The following is an 18,125-nucleotide window of genomic DNA, read 5'->3' as shown; positions in this document are numbered from 1 at the left end:
CTAAGCATTTTTAAAAACATTCTAAATACTATCCAAAATTTAGAATTAAGTTTTTTTTTATTAAAATCAAAACCGATGTTAATTTAAGGCTACAATTTGAAAACAAACCAAAGAAGTAAAGAAAACAAATTAGATATAAGAAAAGAAAAAATAATACAAGTTGCACATTCATTCTTCTTAAAGTATGGATATGAAAACACTAGCCTACAAATGATAGTGAAAGAAACTGGAGGCTCTCTAGCTACCATATATGAGTTATTTAAAAATAAAGAAAATTTATTCAAGCAATCTATGCAATTTAATTTTAGAAGTTTTGTAGAAGAATTTAATGCAGCATTGCAAGATAATAACATAACTCAAGGGTCAATGAAGGATTTTTTAAACACTCTTGGAGTTAGAATTTTAGAAAAAATAACTTCCGAGCAGTCAATTGCATTGCACAGACTAATCGTTATTGAAGGCTACAAATACCCAGAACTTTTAGAGATTTTTAAAAATGAATGCGTAGAACAAAGTATAAAAATCTTTACACAAAAATTACAAGACTATCAAACAAGCAAAGAGCTTCAAATAGGCAACCTAAAAGAATATATAATATTTTTTGTAAATACTTTGATAAGTCCATATCTGTGGGATTCAATAACAATTCCAAATTTCAAGCCACCAACAAAAGAAGAAATAGAAAAAAAGGTAAATCAAAATATAGAAATATTTATGATATACACAAAAATAAAGGAGCAATAATGAATATAAATGACGAATTAATAAACAAACTACAAAGACTAGCATCATTAGAGATAGATTCAAACAAGCTAGATTCAACAAAACAAAACTTAAGCGAAATAGTAAATTTCGTAGAAAACATAAATACCCTTAATTTAGACAACATAGAAGCCTCATTTAACGCGATAAAATCAGAACTGCAAATGCGTGAGGACATTCCATATAATGCTGAAGTAAGAGATTTAATCCTAAAAGAAGCACCAAGTAGCGAAGATGGATTCTTTATAGTCCCTAAAATAATAGAATAATGACGATAGATATAGATAAAATAAAATTAGAAGAAAGCTGGAAAGAAGCTCTAAGAGATGAGTTTGTAAAGCCATATTTTGCGGAGTTGAAAAACAATTTACTAAACGCTAAAAATAGTGGCTCTATCATATATCCTCCAATGTCGCTTCTTTTTAATGCCTTTTATCTAACTCCATTTTCTAAAGTCAAGGTAGTTCTCTTAGGGCAAGATCCATATCACAATAAAGGTCAAGCAATGGGATTATCCTTTTCTGTGCCAAGTGGAATCTTGCTACCACCATCACTAAAAAATATTTACAAAGAATTAGAAAATGACCTAAATATACCACCAAGTACAAGTGGAGATCTAAGTAAGTGGGCTAAAGAGGGCGTATTATTACTAAATAGCATACTAAGCGTTGAAGAAAACAAACCACAATCACATGCAAAATTTGGTTGGCAAGAATTCACAGATGCAGTAATATCTAAAGTTTCAAAACAAAAAGAAGGGATAGTATTTCTACTATGGGGCAACTACGCAAAAAGCAAAGAAAAGCTGATAGATAAAACCAAACACTACATACTAACTGCTCCTCACCCATCACCACTAGCTAGAGGAGCTTTTTTTGGTTGTAAGCATTTTTCTAAAACAAATAAGATTCTACAAAGCCTAGGCAAAGAGCCGATTAATTGGAGGTTATAGAGCTTTGAAACTCATCTAATAAGCTTTGCACATCATAGTTTATTATTTGTTTCTCTACGAATCTTAGATAATTTACCACATTATCCTTAGTAAGAAGCGTAATATCATCTGCAATAGATGAGAGCTGAAAATCATTCATATCTTTATAGTAATGATTTAAATCTTTGTAATTTGCTACATTATCTGCATAAGATAGATGATCAAACCCATAGAATTTTATATTTTCACTTTTATTTTCAAAAATTAATGTGCTTAGAATCTGTGCATAACCGTAAAATATAGTTGGATTATTTATCCTATAATATAGCCTACTATAAGGTGGGATAATGATTGAAAATCTAACATTTGGGTATTGTTCTATTATAGAAAATAAATGCCTTTTTGCATAAGTAAGTTGCTTTTGTATATCTAGTGTGTTATTTATAGGAGTGAATGCCCCTAAAGTTTTTACATTTTTTAGTTGCCTCATAACAGATCTTAACTCGACACTTTGGTCTTCATCTTCATAATATTTAATCCAATTAGAAAATCCACCAAAAGTCTTTATATTAAATTGCTCCCAGTCCATAAGCTTCTCTAACTCCACCTTTTTACCAACACAATCTTCAGAAGTAGAATATCTTAATGCACAAAACAAAAACTTAACATTGTAATAAATTTTAAAATCATTCAAAAAAGATTCATCATACAAATAATCAAATTTAATTACATCTTGCGTTACTGCCATTAGTAGCATTAGTGGATCTAGTGAGTATATTATGTGTTTTGGATTTTTGTGTTTTAGTATATATTTTAAAACCACCTCTCTTTCATTAAATGTAGAACCATTTAGTGAGATATTTACAAATTTGCCACCCAAAACTTCACTAGCCTTCTTAGCAGAGCTCCAAGTAAGCATAGAGCTACCCAAGATATATGAATCAAAGTCGTAATTATCAATGATTCCTTTAGCTTGAATCCTCATATCATCACTATAACTCTCATCTCTAAAGTAAGGTTTATGGTATATCATAAATGGGTCATAAACATAAAGCAAAGCCACAAGAGAAATAACAAAAGGTAATGGAAAAATAAAAAAATAAATAAAAAATCGCATACTAAAACCTAAAAGTTAAAATAAATAAATTTCACATATGGCACAGCACCCATATAAATAACAGAAGCGTAAAATAAGATTCCAGAAAAAATAGCACTCTTTTTATTGTCCTTAAAATTTTCTAACATTTCTATGCTATTTTTAAGGCATAAAACAAATAGCACCCCACACACCAAAACTAAAAGCTTCATATAGTCAATGCTTAATTCACCTATCCAAACCACCCCAAACATACCTTTTAGTAGATTAATAGCCCCACTTACATTCTCGCTTCTAAAAAATATCCAAGATATATTTAAAAAGTTAAAGGTAATAAACCAACATAATGCTTTATAGAATAATGTATTAAAAAATGCAAAATCTTTTTTTATAGTGCTATATATTCTATGACTAACCATAGCTATACCATGTAATGCACCCCAAATAACAAACCCATATCCAGCTCCATGCCATATACCACTTAAAAAAGCTACTATAAATAAATTAATTAAAGTTCTACCAAATGTTAGTTTATTTCCTCCAAGAGGAATATATAAATACTCTTTTAGAAATCTCCCTAAAGTAATATGCCATCTACGCCAAAAGTCAGTTATATTTAATGCCTTATATGGAGAATTAAAGTTTATTGGTAGCATTATCCCAAACAATAATCCTAATCCAATAGCCATATCACAATAACCACTAAAATCAAAATAAAGTTGAAATGTATATGATAGTGAAGTAACCCAAGATTCAAAGATATTTAAAACTCCTCCACCTTCAACTATCTTAAATCCACTATCAGCCCATTTAGCAAATGAATCTGCAATATATACTTTTTTAAAAAGTCCAATAGAAAATATAAAGATTCCTTTTATTGCCTTTTGTAAAGAAACATTATTGTTTTTAAATTGAGGCATCATCTCACTATGATGAACTATAGGACCTGCTATTAGTTGAGGGAAGAAACTAACAAATAGACAATAATCTAAAAATGTATTATTATCTATCTTTTGCCTATAAGTATCAACTAAAAATGCAATTTGTTGAAATGTAAAAAATGAAATAGCTAAAGGAAGAACTATATTTAATATAGGAACTTCAATGTTTATATTAAAAAACAAAGTTAGAAGTCTAAAGTTTTCTAAGAAAAATGTCGTATATTTGAATATAAATAGCAATAAAAGATTAAAACAAATACCAACTATTAGTCTATATTTTGCCCCCCCCCCGCAGAGAGTATGCTTTTATGTAAAAGGAAGTTTATAATTATTGAAAATAATAAAAGTGGTAAATATAAAAAATTCCAAAATCCATAGAAAAATAAACTACCACATAATAAAAATACTTTAGCATAGACAAAATTATAAAAACGCAATATATAAAAACCAATTAGCATAATTGGAAGAAATGCAAAGATAAATATGTATGAGCTAAAGAGCATATTAGTCCCTTTCTATCTTAGTAGAATTATTATCACTAAGTTCTTCATTTACATTTAGAATCTTTAAGATTTTTTGATTACTTTTTGTTAGTGTTTTAAACTCAACCCTACGCGATAATTCTGGGCTTTCAAGCGGTTTGGCAAAAGATAATCCATTAGCCCTAAGCACAGAGACTAACCACTCTTTATCTTTATCTATTGCTTTATTATTAAAACAATACTTTAATACCTCCAATGCCCTTGCTTGTGATAATTCAGCATTACCTAAGTATCTTGCCTCTAGGCTTTTTGCATTTTGCCACTCTGTTGAAGTATGTCCTTCAATTCTTATTTCTTCTATATCATCTTTGTATTTTTCTTGGCTTAATATCTTTATATATCGCGGAAAAAAATCATCTAAGATCTCTTTAAATCTATCCTTAACTTCCTTTTTACCTTGGTCAAATAGTATCTCTGGCTCTTTAAATCTAAATGTATTATCAGCATCAATTTCTGCATTCCAAGAATCTAGATTCTTGGAAAATTCATTTACAAGGTCATTAAAAAGCTCCGTTTGCAAATCTTTATGAGTTTTTGCTATATCACTCATTTGTTTATTTAACTCTTTTAACTCCGCATTTTGCAACGCTAGAGTTTTTTCTGTTTTACTAATTACAACCATATATGCAACTGCAATTAGCAAAAATATCATCATAACACCAGCCATCATATCTGATATGCTAATCCACTCGCTACCTGTGTTTTTGCTAGTCATTATCCTCTAGCTCCCATTAATTCTCTAATTCTTCTTAAAAACCACTCATAATCTTGTCTAAATCCTAGGGTAATATTGCCTAGTGCAGAATCTAATTCGCCCAAAGATTTGCACAAATTCTCATTTAAGCTAGATGTTTGTGATAGAGATGATGCAATGTTTGCTTCCATTATCTTTAAGATAGTATCAATTTGTTGTGAATTTTTCTCTAGCGATTGATATGTATTATGCAATGCTTCTCCAAGTCTTTTTTGAAGAGTATTAAAATCATTTACAAGCTCTGTGCTTACATTTTTTGGTACTTCAAGGCTTTTGTTTGTAAGGATTGATAGAGTATCTAAATAAGTCTTAGCAACCTCACCCAAATTAGCCCTAACACTGCTTTGCAACGCACTATATTGTTCAATTACTTCTTTTGAATGAGTTTGTAGTGTTTCTTTTGCGTCTTTTAATAATTCTTTACTGAAGCTCTCTGTGCTTTTTGTTATCTCACTTAGCCTATTTTGCAAATCTTGTTGCAGCTTTTCATTGCTTGAGATTACTTGAAAGTGGTTTTTCTTTAGCTCTTCAAAGTTTGCTGTTGAGATTTTATTTAATTGTGCTTGGTATGTATTTGTTGTATTTTTCATATATGCACTCAAGCCCTCAAGTGTGTTTTTATAAGATTCAGCCAAACTACTTCTAAGATTATTTTGAATCTCTTCATTATATGTCTTTATAAGTGCTGAATTTTTTGTTAGATTCTCGCTAAAGTCTGTTAGATTATTATTCATAAATCCCTTTATATCATCGCTACTGTTTTTATTGTGCTCTATTAGCTCTCTTACTCTATTTCCTATATCATCTGTTGTGTCTTTTAGTTTCTTACTTAAAGCCTCATTTAAGCTTGCATAAGAATCCCCCATACTCTTAGTAGTTTCTTCTAATTTACTACTTAATGCATTGCTTGCTTCCCTAAAACAATCGCCTATATTCTGCGTAGTGTCTTTTAAGTTTGTTGTAATTGCATTATTTGTATATACAAAAGATTCTTCGATGTTTTGAGTGCTTTTACTTAGAGTATCTGCAGTATCATTTAGTAGGGTATCCAAGCTCTTTGTTGTTGTTAGCATTGAGCTTTCTATTTCTTTTGATAGAGATAGCAGGACTTCTTTTGTCTCGCTGAAGTTATCTTGTATTGCCTTTGTGCTATTGCCAAGCATAGAATCTAGATTCAAAATTGCATTTGTTATATGTTGCTCTAGTGCATTGGCATTATTTAGTAAGTTGTCTTTTGTCTTATCTGTCATATCCTGAAGGCTTACACTTGCTTTCTCTAGTGAACTTTCCATATTTTGAGTATGCTTAATTAAGATTCCATCACTTTTATTTGCTTGTTCTTCAATTAACAATAAAGATTGTCTCTGTGCTTCTTCTAGCACACTTAGCGATTCTTTGAAGCTTTCTTTTATCTCTTCTACTCTACCTTTTATGCTATCTTGTATATTTGATATCATCTCTAAATTTTTATGCTTTAGTAGAGAATCTGTTTTTTCAAACTCATCTATAAAATTAAATATCTTAGAATTTAACTCTTCTAAGAATCTATCCAATGTTTCTTTATTGTTATTTAGATATTTTTCATTAAACCCACTAAAGCTATCCTGTAATGCTACTAAGTTTGAATTTGCCTTATCATAGTTTTCCTCTAAGTTATCTATACTATTTTGCAATATTTCCTTTGCATTTCCTTTATATTCATTGGTGCTTTGCTCTAAAAATGCTTTTATATTTTCTAAATTATTCTTAGTAATATCTAGCGTTTGGGCTTGTGAGCTCTCCAAGCTCTTTGTTAGCTCATCTACTGATTTTAGTGCATTTTGTGCTTCATTGTGCATATCGCTAAAGCCAGATAGAAGATTTGATAGCTTTTCATTTTCTATTCTTGATGCTTCTATGCTATGTGCTAGGGCATTATATACTTCTAGCACTTCAGAGTTTCTACTAGCTACAAGAGATATTGAATCTTTTGAAGATTCTAGAACCTTTAGAGTATCCTTTAGGCTTTCATTTAGCGAAGATATAGAATCTTTATATTGGTTTTGCCAATTTATCATTTGAGTAACTGCAGAGTTTAATTCTTTAAAATTATCCCCAAACTGCTCTGTAATTCTCATATTAAAGTCTTTAATAACACCCTCTAATGCACCTATTAGCTCCTTACTTGCACCCTGTGCTAGATGATACATTGCCTCTTTTAGAGTTTCATTTATTTTGGAGAAATTATTTTCTATAGCTTTTGTATTTTCTCCTTGCATTTGACTATATTCTAATTGTATGATTTTTATATTGTTTTGAATCTCATTTAGATTCTTGCTAGTTTGCGATATTTCTTTTAAATTATTATTTATATCTTTTAGAGAAGTTAGTTCATCTAGCTTTCCCATTTGTAGTGAAAAATACTCAAGCATATTATCAAAGTCGCTTTTTACTGCCTTGCTCTTTTGCAATATAGATAGAATAATAGCTAGTGCCATACCCAAAATAGAAGTATAAAATGCAGTCTTAAGACCAGCTAGCAAAGAAGGTACTGAAGATTCGATATTCACAACATCAAAATCTTGCAAACCAATAAAGATTCCAATAAATGTCCCTAAAACACCAGCACTCATTATTATAGATTTAAAATCTCTATGCTTTTGTTTGCCATAGCTTATAAAATCCCATATAGCAAGTCCAAGCATAACAATGGTAAATACGACATTAACAACTATATTTTCCATAACTATCTCCTCTTTTTTCTATCCATAGTAAATCTATCATCATCAAGCCAATCTGGCTTTTGAATCTTTGGTCGCTTCCTATTTGCTAGATAGAGCACAAATCTAATAGATAATAAAATTACCAATAGCGTAACAATAGCCGAAATAATAGTTCCTATATCATATCCATCTTTCCAAATCATTTTCTCTGCTCCACTTGTATTTCAACATTAACTCTATTTATAGAATTTAAAACCCCAATTAATGCAGTAAATTTCTCAAAATAACTCTTAGAATCTCCTCTTAGTAAAATAGGCGTATCTTGTGGCATATCACTTAATTTTAATCGTAATACTTCTAAAGATACCGCTTGATTATCTAAATAATATTCACCATTTGAGTTAATAGTTATCTCAACTTCTTTTAAATTATTATTTTCACTACTTGCACCCTCTGCCTTTGGGAGATTTACTGGAATATTACCTGAACTTATAAATGTAGCTGTCATAAGCACAATAACAAGCAATACAAGCATAATATCAATAAAAGGAACAATATTTATGGAATCCATTTTGGTTTTTTTAAACGCCATTTATAGTTCTTTATTTCCGTTTTGTTTTTTCTCTTGCATAATTTCCCATTGTGCGATTAAAACTTCACACTTTCTAAGCAATAAATTATAAAAAATAATCGCAGGAATAGCAACCAATAATCCACCTGCAGTAGCTTGTAGCGCTAAGGCAAGACCAGTCATAATACTACTTGTATCTATATTGCCTGATTGTCCTATTTGAACAAAGGTTAAAATAATCCCAAATACCGTGCCAAGCAACCCAATATATGGTGCGTTAGAACCTATAGTAGCGATTAGGGTTAAATTTCTCGATAGATCAAGCTCTAGTTCTGTTTTGTTTTCATATAAAACAAGCTTTATATATTTGTAAAACAAAAGTCTCTCAAATGTAGCCCAAAATGAAACTATACTCATAAGTACCAAAACCCCAATCACACCATATTCGACCGATTCTTTTAATGTAAATTCCACCTTATCTCCTGCTAAATTCTTTTAAGCTCTGTGCTATTTCTCTATTTTGAATCTTTTCTTTTAGAGATTCTCTTTTATCATGCAGATTCTTGCCTTTAGCTAGTGCTATTTCTAGCTTTGCTTTATTTCTAGTGTTAAAATACAACTTCAAAGCTACTATTGAAAATCCACCAACTTGAGACTTGCCATATAATTTATCTATTTCCTTTTTATGCAAGAGTAACTTTCTTGGGCGTTTCTCATCTGGTTTATAGTGCATATTTGTAGTGCCAAGAGTTGATATATGAGCCTCAAACAAAAATGCCTCGCCTTTAATTATTTTAATAAAGCTATCTCTTAGATTCACCCTATTTGCCCTAATTGATTTTACTTCGCTACCTAAGAGCACGATTCCTGCTTCATATTTCTCTAAAATACTAAAGTCATAAGTTGCTTTTTTATTTAGGGCTATTATCTTCATACCACTTTCCTCCAAAAGCAACCTCCGCTACCACTTAAAAAATATCCTCTATCTACATATTCTTGCAAACTAGGATATAACCTTAAAAGAGGAGCTAATAAGTCATTATTCATATAAGCATCATTTAAAAACACCTCTTCATTGCTAAAAAATACAAAATCTTTTTCTCTATAAAAATTCTTGGCATATTCTTTATATATCTTTGAAGTATCGCAAAATACTCCACTATCCACTATATCAACACTAAATAAAGATTCATTACTTTTATTAATAACATCTCCAACACCGCTTACATCTGCAACATCTAAACCACTTAAAAAGAACAAAGTGTCAAGTCCAGCACTTCTCCCTATGTCGCATAATTGTTCTTGTGATAAACCCAAATCAAACTCTCTATTTACATACAATAAAAATTCAGCCGCATTAGAGCTACCACCACCTAGCCCACCGCCTTTTGGTATATTTTTATTTATGCTTATTTTTAAGTTTGTTACCAACTTTTGCTGTGCAGAATCCAAATGCCGGAGTAATGTTTTATATGCCTTATAAACACTATTATCACACATATCACAACCAAAATCACCACAAAGCAAGAATCCATCATTGCTTACTATCTCTATTTCATCATATAAAGAATAGACTTTCATAAACCTAGAGGTGATAGTATGATACTTGTGACTATTTATTGATTTTTGCCCATTGATTTTCAAAAAAACATTAATCTTAGCAAAGGACTTTATCATTCTTTATAGTTTCTTTTTTGCGGCTACTAATTTATTTATATCATCATCTTTTATATTTAGAGATTTTTTATTCTCTTCTAAAACAGCCATTTTAAGCTCTTCACGCAAGATTAAAAGATTCGGTGGCGCTTCAAACCCAAGCTTAACACTGCCTTTATCTATTGATATTATTTTAATTGAAATATTTTCTCCAATTGTTACACTTTCATTTTCTTTTCTTGACAAAATAAGCATTAAACTATCCCTAACTAAATATTCTAAAACATAATTAAAATTTTACTATATTTTTTTAAATACCGATAAAATAATTATTAATTTGATTTTAGAATCAAATATTTAACTAGTTTTTCTCTTGAGTATCACTCCACATTCTAGATGTCTAGTATGTGGGAACTGATCAAAAAAAGCACATCTAAATATTTCATGTGTTTCTTTTAGTATCTTTAAATCATCTCTTAGAGATTCAACATTACATGAAATATAAATTATCTCTCTAAAGCGTGAAATAAACCTAGACATTTTCTCTCCCAATCCAGCCCTTGGCGGATCAACAAATACGCTACTAAAATTATATGAATCTAAATTTACATGCTTTAGCCTATTAAACTCTCTAACTTTATTTAATGCCTCAATGCATTCATCACCACTAAGCCTAACAAAATTTATATTGTTTATTTTATTGTGCAATGCAGCATTTATAGCAGATTTAATTGAGCTTTTTGATATTTCAGTAGCAAAAATATTTTTAAATTTACTACTTAATGGAAGAGTGAAGTTACCACTTCCACAATAAAGCTCCAACAAATCTCCTCTAGATTCTACATTTTTCAAAACCCACTCTATCATTTGTTTATTTATTTCTGTGTTTGGTTGTGTAAATCCTGTATCTTTGTAATAATACACATACTCTCTACCAAAAATCTTTAATCTCTCCAATACAATATCGGAATCTAAAATAAGCTTAACACCCCTACTTCGCCCTATTATATTTATCTCGTAATTAAGCACCTCACACAAGAAATCTTTTAATTTTTTAGCTTCTATTAGCCACTTTTCATCTATGTTTTTATGATATATCAAAGTTAATAGCAAAGAATCGCTATTAGTATATAGTGCCTCTATACTGAATAATCCATCTCTAAAATCGCAAAAAGCTTCTAAGTTTATTTGAGATATGAAGCACTCCAAGCTTTCTCTCAGTGGTTTTACTAAATTTATACATGTATTAATTTCTACAAATCTCTTTCTTTCTCTCTTGCTCTCTCCAGCTCCAGCTCTCATAGCAAGAGATATAACTCCATTTTTATGAAAAACACTAAGCTCACATCTGCTTCTAAATCCGCTAAGCTTGGAAGTAAAAATCTCAAAAGACTTGATATTTAAAATCTTACTTGCATAATTTAATTTATAATCCAAAGTCTCACAAGTGCAACCACCACACTTCCCAACATATTCACATGTCATTTAAAGCTAGCCACCAAGTTCATAGTAAGGAGATTAAATCCATCTACTAAAATAAATATAAGCAATTTAAATGGCAACGAAATCATAGTTGGTGGCAACATCATCATACCCATAGCCATCAAAATAGAGCTAATAACCATATCAATAACTAAAAATGGGAGATAAAGCAAGAATCCTATTTGAAAAGCAGTCTTCATCTCGCTAATAATAAATGCCGGAAGCACTATTGTCAAAGGTACATCATTTACACTTTGTGGATTTTCTAGTCCTCGTATCCTATAAAACAACGCCAAATCCTTCGGCCGAGTATTTCTTATCATAAAGTCTTTAAAAGGTTGTGCCGCTAAGATGAAGGCTTCATCATATGGAATCTCTTTTGCTATATATGGCTTAATCCCCTTTTCATAGCCCTCTCTTGCTACAGGCTCCATAATAAACATTGTTAAAATCAATGCAAAAGATACTAGAAGTTGGGTTGGCGGAGATTGTTGCGTCCCCATAGCTGTTCTTAAAAATGAAAAGATAATTAAGATTCTAGCAAAACTAGTTGCCATAAGCACTAAAGATGGGGCAAGTGCTAGAAGCGTTAAGATAATGACTATATTTAGCGTTGTTACCAAATCACCGGGCTCACTTGGAGCACTAAGAGTTAAATCAACAGTTGGTATAGTTGGGCTTTGAGGTAGTATAGGGGCTTGTGTTGGTGCTGCATAAGAAATAAATACACTAAAAAACAAGCACAAAAAAATCCTAAAACCCATACACACCTCTAACTTTAAAGATTCCCACTTGGGATTGTATTATTTTGCAACCCTTTTGTTTCAATGGCTTTTTGCAAAACATTCATTGTTTTATGCAAATGCCTATCAACAGGATAGAATCTAAACTCAACTCTCCTATTTTGAGCTTTGTTTTCACTGCTTGTATTTGGCAAGACAAAATTCGTAGCACCAGCCCCAAAAGAGGTAACTTTCTTAGGAGATACGCCATTGCTTAACAAAATCCTAGTAACGCCTAATGCCCTCAATGCACTAAGCCCCAAACTATCACTATATTTTGCAGTTGGAGCAATGTTTCTATTATCCGTATATCCTATTATATCTGTATGTAAATTTGGTGGCATTTTTTGCAAAATCAAAGCAACTCTTTTTAAAAACAACACATCATCAGCATTTGTAAGCTCTGTCTCACCCTCATCAAAAAGTAACTTACCATTGAATCTCAAAATAAAACCATTGCTACCATCATCTACTATATCCGAAGGACCAAGCGATACTTTTACATTTTCTTTAAAATCAAGTATTTCGCTTTCTATTTTTTTAACAACTTCTGCACTCTCTGGCTCATTTGTTATATCCGCTTGTTGTTGAATCCTAGTATTATCCGGCTCTATTTTAATCCCACCTGTTAGCAGACTTAAAGACCCCTTTAGACTACCCTCTGCTTCTGTTAGCTTTTTTGCATCAAATGTAACCATTGATAAAAGCAAAATAAAAAATGTAAGAATAAGGGTAACCATATCCCCATAAGTTCCTAACCACAAAGGCAGAACATTAGGACAATCACAAGGAGGACATCTTTTAGCCATATTTTACTCAAACTGACTTATACGCTCATTTGGCGGTAAAAATGTTAGAAGCTTTGCTTCTAATGCTCTTGGGTTGTCTCCCGCTTGAATCGACATAATACCCTCTATTATCAAAAGCTTTACCATAGCTTCATCATTAGCACGAACGGTTAAAATGTTTGCAATAGGTGCTCCAAAAATATTACCAATAAATGAACCATAAAATGTTGTCAAAAGTGCAACTGCCATCGCAGGACCAATAGAAGCTGGATCTGACATATCCAAAAGCATGGCAACAAGTCCAATTAGCGTCCCAAGCATACCATAAGCACCAGCATAAGCACCCCAAGTATCAAAAATACTAGCATTTGCCTTATGTCTCTCAAGCGTCCTATCCATATCCGTCTCCAGTAAATCTCGAATCCCATCTGGCTCTGCACCATCTATTGCCATATTTAATCCACGCTTTAAAAATGCATTTTCTTCTTGGTTTGATTGTTGTTCTAAAGATAAGATTCCATCTCTCCTTGCTTGAGTAGAATAATCAACCAATTTTTTAATTAATGCTGGAACATCGAAAGTTTGTGGTTTAAAAGCAATCATAAAATAAGTAAACATTTTTTTCATGTTTTCCATTTTATAACCTATTAGCAAACTAGTAAAAGAACCTCCAACCGTAATAAGAATCGAAGGAACATCAAGATAAGGAGCAATACCAACACCTAACATCATCGCGGTGCCAAGCAATATCAAAGATAATGAAATACCTGCAACTGAACCTAAATCCATTTATAGTGTCCTTAATTAAAGAAAAAATTGCTACATTCTACAATTTATTGTGTTAAAATCTCATTAAACTTAAATTTAGGAATCTATAATGAATAAAAATAATATTTCAATTGTAATTTTGGCTGCTGGTAAAGGCACCAGAATGAAATCAAACACGCCAAAAGTGCTACATAAAATATGCGGTAAAGAAATGCTATATTACTCAATAAGAGAAGCCCTAAAAATAAGCGATGATGTAAGTGTTATATTAGGCTTTGAATCTGAAAAAATAAAAGATTCAATGTTACAACACTTTAATAAATACGAATCTGACTTAAACTTTTTCATACAAGATTTAGAAAATTACCCCGGCACTGGAGGTGCTCTAAAATCATACACACCAAAACACAACAAAATTTTGGTTTTAAATGGTGATATGCCCTTGATACAAGCAAGTGAATTAGAAGAATTCCTAAAACAAGATTCAAAAATTACAATGAGTGTAATCAATAAGCCAAATACCAATGGATATGGAAGAGTTGTGATTAAAAATAATGAAGTGCAAGAAATCATAGAAGAAAAAGACGCCAATAAAGAAATACTATCCCTTAGCACACTAAATGCTGGAATATATTGCTTTAACAAAGAAATATTAGATAAATATATTCCAATGCTAGATAATAACAATAACCAAAAGGAATATTACTTAACAGATGTAATAACGCTAGCAAAAAAGGATAATGTAGCTATAAAACCGATGTTTGTTGAGATGCAAAACTATAAAGGAGTAAATGACAAAATAGACTTAAGCCAAGCTGAAACTATAATGTGCAGTAGAATCAAAAATAAATGGCTAAAAGAAGGCGTAATAATGCACTTACCAGATACTATATATATAGAAGATTCAGTGATATTTAGTGGAGAATGCATAATAGAGAGTGGAGTTGGAATCTATGGCAATAGCAAAATTATAAATTCTCACATTAAACAAAATAGCATAATAGAAGATAGCATAATAGAAGATAGCGATATAGGACCTCTAGCACATATAAGACCAAAGTGTAATATAGCTAATACTCATATAGGCAATTTTGTAGAAGTAAAAAAGTCAGAACTAAATGGAATAAAAGCAGGACACCTAAGCTATATAGGAGATAGCCAAATACAAGAAGGAAGCAATGTAGGTGCTGGATTTATCACTTGCAACTATGATGGCAAAAGTAAGCACAAAACAATAATAGGAAAAAATGTATTTATAGGAAGTGATGTCCAAGCCGTAGCACCGCTAACAATCGAGGATAACTCCATAATAGGTGCTGGAAGCACTATAAGAAGCAATGTAAAGAGTGGAGAACTATACCTAACAAAAGGTGAAGAAATAAGAAAAAGTGGCTTTTTTTATAAATTCTTCAATAAAGGAGAATAATAAATGAATATAAAACTTAATGGGCAACATATAAGCACAGATTCTAAAATGCTCTTAGAACTGCTACAAGAATATAGTATAGATACAAAAAGCATTGCAGTTGCAATCAATATGGAAATAATAAAGCAAGAAAAATGGGCAACCACAAGTATAAAAAATAATGATGTAATAGAATGTTTATCATTCTTTGGCGGAGGCTGATATGAAAATTAAAACTTCAATAGTTGGCGTTGGTGGTTATACTGGACTAGAATTAGTAAAAATGCTTTTAAATCACGAGATCTTTAAAATATCCTCTATATATGGAACTGAAGAATGTGAGCTAGATAAGATTCATACTTGTCTTAATTGTGTGTATAAAAAAAATATAGAAATAGGAGACATAAATAAAATATCTCAAGAATCCGAACTTGTATTTCTAGCACTACCTCATACACAGGGGATAGAATATGTGAGCAAACTATATAATAGTGGAGTAAAAATTGTTGATTTATCCGCTGATTATAGACTTTCACATAATAAGTATGAAAAATACTATCAAACACATAGCGACAAAAACAACATAGATAATGCAGTATATGGGTTAATAGAATACAATAGAGAAAAAATAAAAACAACAAACCTAGTAGCAAACCCGGGTTGCTACCCTACTGCTACATTGCTTGCATTATTGCCATTTTTGCCATTTTTAGACCTAAGTCATAGCATATTTATAGATGCTAAAAGCAGTGTTAGTGGTGCTGGGAAGAAATTAGCCTATAATTCACACTTTGTAAATATAAATGAAAACATTTTTGCATATTCGCCAATATCACATAGACATTCACCAGAGATTGAAGAGCAAATCTTTAAAATCACAAATAAAAATGTAAGCATAATGTTTGTGCCACACTTGATTCCAATTACTAGAGGAATGCTAATATCAATATATGCTAGACTCAAAGAAGACATAGACCCAATTATGTTGCTAAAAGATTCATATAAAAATGAAAAATTTATTCGAATTAGAGAAAATTGTGTGCAAGTAAAGAATGTCGCAGGAACGCATTTTTGCGATATTTACGCCACAAAGGAAGGCTCTAATATATTTATAAACTCATGCATAGACAATCTACTAAGAGGTGCTAGTTCTCAAGCAATAGCAAATGCAAACTTGATGTTCAACCTAAAAGAAGACTTAGCACTACCAAAGATAGCATATGCACCATAACTTAGAAATAAAACCAAATGCTATTTTTATATCAGACGCACATAGTAGTGATGATTATAGGGATATATTAAATGCATTTTTAAAAAAACTAATGAATCTAAACAAGCGACAGATATTCTTCATGGGAGATATATTTGACCTGCTAATATATGATATAGAAGAATGCATAAAAGATAATAAAAAAACACTAGAGCTTTTAGAAGAACTATCTAATAGACATGAAGTATATTATTTTGAGGGCAATCACGATTTTTTATTAAAAGATATTAAATACTTTAAAAATATCTCTTATTTTTCACTACAAACGCAGCCAGTAGCATTCAAGTTGGGAGACAAAAAGGCATATTTAGCACATGGAGATATATTTTTAGATTGGAAATATAATTTATATACAAAAATAATACGAAAACCACTATTTATACAATTTCTAAAATTATTTAAATCTTTTATATATCCAAAATTAAAATCGCACTTGAAATCAAAAATAATAGAAACTAAAAAGGTGGATTCTATTAAATTTGCAACAAATAGAATCCAAAAATACAAAAACTCGCTAGACACGCAAGTATATTCATACATAATAGAAGGACATTTTCACTTAGGCATTATAGAAAATATAGATAAAATAAATTACATCGGTCTACCTTTATTTTATTGTAAAAAAAACTTTTTTTTTGTAGAATTAACGGAAAATTATTGTTTATCCTTTAAACAAGAAGGAGAGTTTAGGTGACAGACTTCGATAGACAAGACAACACTAAAATCGGCTCAAACGAAATGGAACTTGTTGATTTTAGGATTCATAAAATAGAGAGAGGCAAACAATATGAAGGTATCTATGGTATCAATGTTGCAAAAGTCAATGAAATCATAAGATTACCAGAATTAACAGAGCTTCCGGGTGTGCCAGATTATATAGAAGGCATTTTCGACTTAAGAGGGGTTGTAATACCAGTCATTAATCTTGCCAAATGGATGAATGTAACAATACCCGAAAACAAAAAAATAAAGCCAAGAGTTATAATAGCTGAATTCAACAATATAGCAATAGGCTTTATAGTGCATGAGGCTAAGAGAATTAGAAGAATCAACTGGAAGAATATAGAACCAGCAAACTTTAGTGCATCATCAGAAGCTGGTGGAGTAGATAAAAGTAAAATAACTGGAGTAACTAGAATTGAAGGTGATCAAGTCCTACTAATCTTAGATTTGGAAAGCATAGTTCAAGACTTAGGGTTCTATCAACCTGAAATAAGTGATGAAAAAATACAAAGTACCTTTAGCGGATTAGCATTAGTCTTAGACGATAGTTCTGTTGCTAGAAAGATAGTAAAAGAATTCTTAGAGAAAATGGGATTCGATGTTGCAGAGGCAAATGACGGAGAAGCCGGTTTGCAAAAGCTAGAAAAACTATATGAAAATTATGGCGATAATTTAAGCAAACAATTAAAAGTGATAATATCAGATATAGAAATGCCACAAATGGACGGATTCCATTTTGCAGCAAAGGCAAAAGAGGATCAGAGATTTGCAAAAATTCCTATAATTTTTAGCTCATCTATAAGCGATAAATTTAGCGAAACTAGAGGTAAGCAAGCTGGTGCAGAATCTTATTTGGTTAAATTTGATGGCAATAAATTCTACGATGAAGTATCTAGAATAGTTACTCAATATGAACAACAAATAGCAAACTAAACTTAGAATAAGGAAGTAA

Annotated in this window: 21 protein-coding genes and 1 pseudogene; 8 read left to right on the top strand and 14 right to left on the bottom strand. The window is 31.0% G+C overall.

Features of this window, described 5'->3' with window-relative positions:
• The first annotated feature begins 96 nt into the window (after window positions 1-96).
• Genes PF021_RS02720 through ung form a run of 3 tightly spaced genes read left to right on the top strand, consistent with a single transcriptional unit; the run spans window position 97 to window position 1,714 of the window.
• On the top strand, window positions 97-744 hold the full coding sequence (locus tag PF021_RS02720) for a TetR/AcrR family transcriptional regulator (RefSeq protein ID WP_271020868.1): 648 nt from the start codon (window positions 97-99) through the stop codon (window positions 742-744).
• A complete protein-coding gene (gene gatC / locus PF021_RS02715; protein ID WP_271020867.1) occupies window positions 744-1,031 on the top strand; it encodes an Asp-tRNA(Asn)/Glu-tRNA(Gln) amidotransferase subunit GatC in 288 nt (95 codons plus the stop codon). Before PF021_RS02720 ends, gatC begins: the two co-directional genes overlap by 1 nt.
• The gene (gene ung, locus PF021_RS02710) at window positions 1,031-1,714 is read left to right on the top strand and encodes a uracil-DNA glycosylase (RefSeq protein WP_271020866.1); all 684 of its coding nucleotides are present in this window, start codon (window positions 1,031-1,033) and stop codon (window positions 1,712-1,714) included. Before gatC ends, ung begins: the two co-directional genes overlap by 1 nt.
• On the opposite strand, the gene PF021_RS02705 is transcribed toward ung, so the two are convergent.
• The 14 genes and pseudogenes from PF021_RS02705 to PF021_RS02635 form a co-directional block, all read right to left on the bottom strand.
• Window positions 1,698-2,810 (bottom strand): hypothetical protein, encoded by a 1,113-nt coding sequence (locus PF021_RS02705; protein WP_271020865.1) that lies wholly within the window; start codon window positions 2,808-2,810, stop codon window positions 1,698-1,700. The genes ung and PF021_RS02705 overlap by 17 nt on opposite strands.
• Window positions 2,811-2,818: 8 nt before the next feature.
• Window positions 2,819-4,233, bottom strand: a pseudogene (locus PF021_RS02700) (MBOAT family O-acyltransferase).
• Between the two features lies 1 nt (window position 4,234).
• Window positions 4,235-4,987, bottom strand: a complete 753-nt coding sequence (locus tag PF021_RS02690; RefSeq protein WP_271020862.1) for an OmpA/MotB family protein — start codon at window positions 4,985-4,987, stop codon at window positions 4,235-4,237.
• On the bottom strand, window positions 4,987-7,749 hold the full coding sequence (locus PF021_RS02685; protein ID WP_271020861.1) for a hypothetical protein: 2,763 nt from the start codon (window positions 7,747-7,749) through the stop codon (window positions 4,987-4,989). The genes PF021_RS02690 and PF021_RS02685 overlap by 1 nt, the downstream gene beginning before the upstream one ends.
• Before the next feature lie 2 nt (window positions 7,750-7,751).
• On the bottom strand, window positions 7,752-7,931 hold the full coding sequence (locus PF021_RS02680) for a hypothetical protein (RefSeq protein WP_271020860.1): 180 nt from the start codon (window positions 7,929-7,931) through the stop codon (window positions 7,752-7,754).
• Entirely contained in the window at window positions 7,928-8,320 is a 393-nt protein-coding gene (locus PF021_RS02675; RefSeq protein WP_271020859.1) for a biopolymer transporter ExbD, read from the bottom strand. The genes PF021_RS02680 and PF021_RS02675 overlap by 4 nt, the downstream gene beginning before the upstream one ends.
• Window positions 8,321-8,773 (bottom strand): TonB-system energizer ExbB, encoded by a 453-nt coding sequence (gene exbB / locus PF021_RS02670; RefSeq protein WP_271020858.1) that lies wholly within the window; start codon window positions 8,771-8,773, stop codon window positions 8,321-8,323.
• Between the two features lies 1 nt (window position 8,774).
• Entirely contained in the window at window positions 8,775-9,233 is a 459-nt protein-coding gene (gene smpB, locus PF021_RS02665; RefSeq protein ID WP_271020857.1) for an SsrA-binding protein SmpB, read from the bottom strand.
• Window positions 9,230-9,976, bottom strand: coding sequence for a 4-(cytidine 5'-diphospho)-2-C-methyl-D-erythritol kinase (locus PF021_RS02660; RefSeq protein WP_271020856.1), 747 nt, complete (start codon window positions 9,974-9,976; stop codon window positions 9,230-9,232). The genes smpB and PF021_RS02660 overlap by 4 nt, the downstream gene beginning before the upstream one ends.
• Window positions 9,977-9,979: 3 nt before the next feature.
• Window positions 9,980-10,210: a carbon storage regulator CsrA gene (csrA, locus tag PF021_RS02655; protein ID WP_271020855.1), complete on the bottom strand. Its 231-nt coding sequence runs from the start codon at window positions 10,208-10,210 to the stop codon at window positions 9,980-9,982.
• 102 nt (window positions 10,211-10,312) lie between these two features.
• Window positions 10,313-11,440: a tRNA (uridine(54)-C5)-methyltransferase TrmA gene (gene trmA / locus PF021_RS02650; protein WP_271020854.1), complete on the bottom strand. Its 1,128-nt coding sequence runs from the start codon at window positions 11,438-11,440 to the stop codon at window positions 10,313-10,315.
• Window positions 11,437-12,201, bottom strand: coding sequence for a flagellar type III secretion system pore protein FliP (gene fliP / locus PF021_RS02645; protein ID WP_271020853.1), 765 nt, complete (start codon window positions 12,199-12,201; stop codon window positions 11,437-11,439). Before fliP ends, trmA begins: the two co-directional genes overlap by 4 nt.
• A 14-nt stretch (window positions 12,202-12,215) precedes the next feature.
• Entirely contained in the window at window positions 12,216-13,028 is an 813-nt protein-coding gene (locus PF021_RS02640; RefSeq protein ID WP_271020852.1) for a flagellar motor protein MotB, read from the bottom strand.
• Window positions 13,029-13,031: 3 nt separating this feature from the next.
• Window positions 13,032-13,796: a motility protein A gene (locus tag PF021_RS02635; protein ID WP_271020851.1), complete on the bottom strand. Its 765-nt coding sequence runs from the start codon at window positions 13,794-13,796 to the stop codon at window positions 13,032-13,034.
• A gap of 88 nt (window positions 13,797-13,884) precedes the next feature.
• On the opposite strand from PF021_RS02635, the gene glmU reads away from it, so the two are divergent.
• Genes glmU through PF021_RS02610 form a run of 5 tightly spaced genes read left to right on the top strand, consistent with a single transcriptional unit; the run spans window position 13,885 to window position 18,106 of the window.
• Window positions 13,885-15,201, top strand: coding sequence for a bifunctional UDP-N-acetylglucosamine diphosphorylase/glucosamine-1-phosphate N-acetyltransferase GlmU (gene glmU, locus PF021_RS02630; RefSeq protein ID WP_271020850.1), 1,317 nt, complete (start codon window positions 13,885-13,887; stop codon window positions 15,199-15,201).
• Window positions 15,202-15,204: 3 nt separating this feature from the next.
• Entirely contained in the window at window positions 15,205-15,402 is a 198-nt protein-coding gene (gene thiS, locus PF021_RS02625) for a sulfur carrier protein ThiS (RefSeq protein ID WP_271020849.1), read from the top strand.
• Between the two features lies 1 nt (window position 15,403).
• Window positions 15,404-16,411 (top strand): N-acetyl-gamma-glutamyl-phosphate reductase, encoded by a 1,008-nt coding sequence (gene argC, locus PF021_RS02620; protein ID WP_271020848.1) that lies wholly within the window; start codon window positions 15,404-15,406, stop codon window positions 16,409-16,411.
• Window positions 16,401-17,144, top strand: a complete 744-nt coding sequence (locus tag PF021_RS02615; protein ID WP_271020847.1) for a UDP-2,3-diacylglucosamine diphosphatase — start codon at window positions 16,401-16,403, stop codon at window positions 17,142-17,144. Before argC ends, PF021_RS02615 begins: the two co-directional genes overlap by 11 nt.
• Before the next feature lie 44 nt (window positions 17,145-17,188).
• A complete protein-coding gene (locus tag PF021_RS02610; RefSeq protein ID WP_271020996.1) occupies window positions 17,189-18,106 on the top strand; it encodes a chemotaxis protein in 918 nt (305 codons plus the stop codon).
• The last annotated feature ends 19 nt before the right edge of the window (window positions 18,107-18,125 follow it).

The sequence above is a fragment of the Helicobacter ibis genome (assembly GCF_027859255.1).
GTDB lineage: Bacteria > Campylobacterota > Campylobacteria > Campylobacterales > Helicobacteraceae > Helicobacter_D > Helicobacter_D ibis.
Note: the sequence above shows the minus strand (reverse complement) of the source record. Positions and strands in the feature narration are given on the sequence as shown.